This is a genomic window from Shewanella sp. 10N.286.45.A1 (genome assembly GCF_041470405.1).
Classification (GTDB): domain Bacteria; phylum Pseudomonadota; class Gammaproteobacteria; order Enterobacterales; family Shewanellaceae; genus Shewanella.
The window spans coordinates 1-2,978 of the sequence record NZ_JBFRMK010000371.1 but is presented as its reverse complement, the minus strand read 5'-3'; the positions used below and the strand labels follow the sequence as shown (position 1 = coordinate 2,978).

The following is a 2,978-nucleotide window of genomic DNA, read 5'->3' as shown; positions in this document are numbered from 1 at the left end:
CCCCCGGCGTGACAGGCCGGTATTCTAACCAACTGAACTACCGCTCCAAAACTCTAATAAAAACCAATTATCTTAGTTCTTATTCTATTCGTTATGTCACTAACAAATAGTTTAAATTTTAGCACTTGATTGGCGGAACGGACGAGACTCGAACTCGCGACCCCCGGCGTGACAGGCCGGTATTCTAACCAACTGAACTACCGCTCCACATCAAGTGCGATGAATAATACGTAGACTGTTAAACTCCGTCAATAAGTTTTTGCAGCAAATATTACTAACCAGCTAAAAAATACTCAATTTTGATATTTAACGTACAACAATCACGATTTGCGGGTTAGTTTCCAGCTTTGGGATCATCAAAATCTTCCGGCATCATCAGATCAATCTCATCAAGTTCCATAGTCATCTTCTGTTGACGTGACTCTTTATCTATTCTTGCTTGAGTGGCAGCGAGTGCTTTTTTCAAGTTACTGCGTTTACGGACAAACAGTAAAATCAAAATACCCAAAATGAGTAAAACCGTATTGATAGTAATCAACCAAAATATGGCATCTTGTTTTGCTGAGTCTTCTGCCTTCTTGGCTTGCTGTTCTGCCTTTGCCGCAAGTTCCTCTTTTGAAGGCGGTGGCTCTGGTGGTTTAACAAAATTAAAAAACAGTTCCGGTAAGGTCAAATAGATCTCGCGTCCAGCTTTAGTGGTGCTCACAGCCGTTAACTTGATGCGATAACTACCAAAATCATTCACCGGTTTTAAGTGAAACAAACTATCAGCTTCAGCAATATCTGAAATAGATTCTAATAACCGCATTCCAGCAGGCCCCACTATTTCAGCTTCAATGTGCGTCTGCGATAACAACAATTCATTTGCATCTACGGTTAGGTGTAGATCCCACCGTCCCGCCTCTGCACTTTCAGGCGCGACAATCTCCACATTAATAGGCCGTGTCGACAAGGTAAATGCTTCAGAGTATTGGCGTTCAAGCACGGCATTCTTAGCATCGACTTGTAGGGTATAACCACCCCACGCTTGGGTTAAATTTATCTTACTGGTAAAGACCCCGTCATCAGGGGTTTCATCAAGCTTTTCACCATTGTCTCGATAGTTACCGACGATAAAGCTTCCCGCCGCAAAGTTTTCATCACCAGGATTGTTGTCGCTGATAAATTTCGCCGTCCAGCTCATCAGATAATCTAAACCTGGTAAGCGAACTTTTTCATCATCTCCAATCAGACGTGTGGTTAACTTCAGACGTTCACCTTGGTAAAGTGGCTGTGGGATCGGATCGACGTCGATTGAAAGTTTGGAGACTTTGTCAATTACAGAGCCTTCAACAACTCTACCTATAAGCTGCCAAGGGCCTGGCATAGGGTTTTCAATGGTGATCATATCGCCGGTCAATCCATCCATCCACTTTACGGATTCTGGATGGCGACTGGCATACCATTTACTGCCATCAGGCTGCACCACAATTACCGGTGCACTGCCGTACTCGCGTTGAATAAGCAAGGTGACACTATCGACCATATGGTCAATTCTAAAGCGATTTTTTAATTCAGAGGCTTGAGATGAAAGAATGACGTCAGCAATGGCGATACGGCTTAGCAAGAGCCCAATAAGTATCGCCGCTACACATGTTGTTACGCGTTTAATCATAGATAAAAATCTATCCTCGCCAGATACACTGCCCAGATTTAGCGACTAAGTCGAGTCGCTCTTCATGTCTAGTTAGTTCATCGGCCGATGCGCTGATCACTTTAAGTTTTGCTCGATCTTTAGGGAGCCTATTTATGCCACCGCTCTCTTGACCCGCTTTTTCACTTGATAGGTTAAACTTAGTTTGCCCGCCCGTCATGATGAGGTAAACGTCAGCTAAGATCTCGGCATCCAGTAATGCGCCGTGAAGATCGCGGCGAGAGTTATCAATACCGTATCGCTTACAAAGCGCATCGAGGTTATTTTTCTGTCCCGGATGAAGATGTTTGGCGATGGCAAGTGAATCGAGTATTTGACATATTTCGGCTGTCTTCGGCCCAATAGGCTGTAACATCGAAAACTCATGATCCATAAAGCTAACGTCGAAGTTTGCGTTATGTGCCACAATTTCAGCGCCATCAATAAACTCAATAAAACTTTGCGCTATTTGATGAAACTTAGGTTTGTCTGCGACAAATTCATTGGTGATCCCATGAACTTCAATCGCTTCTTCATCAATTGGTTGTAGCGGATTGATATATTCGTGGTAATGACGCCCAGTTAGCTTGCGGTTTACCACTTCAACACAACCAATCTCAATAATGCGATGACCAAGATAGATAGGGCCACTAGATTGGTTCATACCTGTGGTTTCGGTATCGAGAATAATTTGGCGTTTAGCGCTTGAAATAATGTTCATGTGAATTAATGCATTTCTCAGTTAAATTTTTGGGTATACTCGCCCAGCACTTTCGCTATGGTACCAACTTGATGACTGGACTGAAACAGATCTCTATCTTTACCGACGGTTCTTGCTTAGGAAACCCTGGGCCTGGGGGCTACGGCATTGTAATGAAGTACAAAAAACATACTCATGAACTCGCCGATGGTTTTGCATTAACCACCAATAACCGCATGGAGATGCTCGCTCCTATTGTGGCATTAGAGGCGCTAAAAGTCCCTTGCCAAGTAATATTAACTAGCGATAGCCAATATATGCGCCAAGGGATCACGCAATGGATCCATGGCTGGAAACGCAATGGTTGGGTAACATCCACTAAGCAAGCGGTAAAAAATGTCGATTTATGGCAACGTCTTGATGCCGTTTCACAGCGGCACCAAATTGATTGGCGCTGGGTTAAAGGCCATGCAGGGCATGTTGAGAATGAACGCTGTGATGACTTAGCACGCCAAGCTGCAGAGAAAAAGCCGACTCAAGAAGACAGCGGCTATCTCGCACAACAAGATTAAATTGCTATAAATATAATTAGGGGCTGTTGACCTT

Annotated in this window: 3 protein-coding genes and 1 tRNA gene; 1 reads left to right on the top strand and 3 read right to left on the bottom strand. The window is 43.9% G+C overall.

What is annotated here, in order from left to right; translation table 11 throughout:
- Positions 1–130 precede the first annotated feature (130 nt).
- The 3 genes from AB4238_RS21400 to dnaQ form a co-directional block, all read right to left on the bottom strand.
- A tRNA-Asp gene (locus AB4238_RS21400) sits at positions 131–207 on the bottom strand.
- A 127-nt stretch (positions 208–334) separates the two neighbouring features.
- Complete coding sequence (locus AB4238_RS21395) at positions 335–1,654, bottom strand: TIGR03503 family protein (RefSeq protein ID WP_372035537.1); 1,320 nt, start codon at positions 1,652–1,654, stop codon at positions 335–337.
- A gap of 10 nt (positions 1,655–1,664) precedes the next feature.
- Positions 1,665–2,393 carry a DNA polymerase III subunit epsilon gene (gene dnaQ, locus AB4238_RS21390; protein WP_248975377.1) on the bottom strand — a complete coding sequence of 243 codons (729 nt, stop codon included), beginning with the start codon at positions 2,391–2,393 and terminating at the stop codon, positions 1,665–1,667.
- Between the two features lie 71 nt (positions 2,394–2,464).
- Between dnaQ and rnhA the strand changes: the two genes are divergently transcribed.
- A complete protein-coding gene (gene rnhA / locus AB4238_RS21385) occupies positions 2,465–2,944 on the top strand; it encodes a ribonuclease HI (RefSeq protein WP_372035535.1) in 480 nt (159 codons plus the stop codon).
- Positions 2,945–2,978 lie beyond the last annotated feature (34 nt).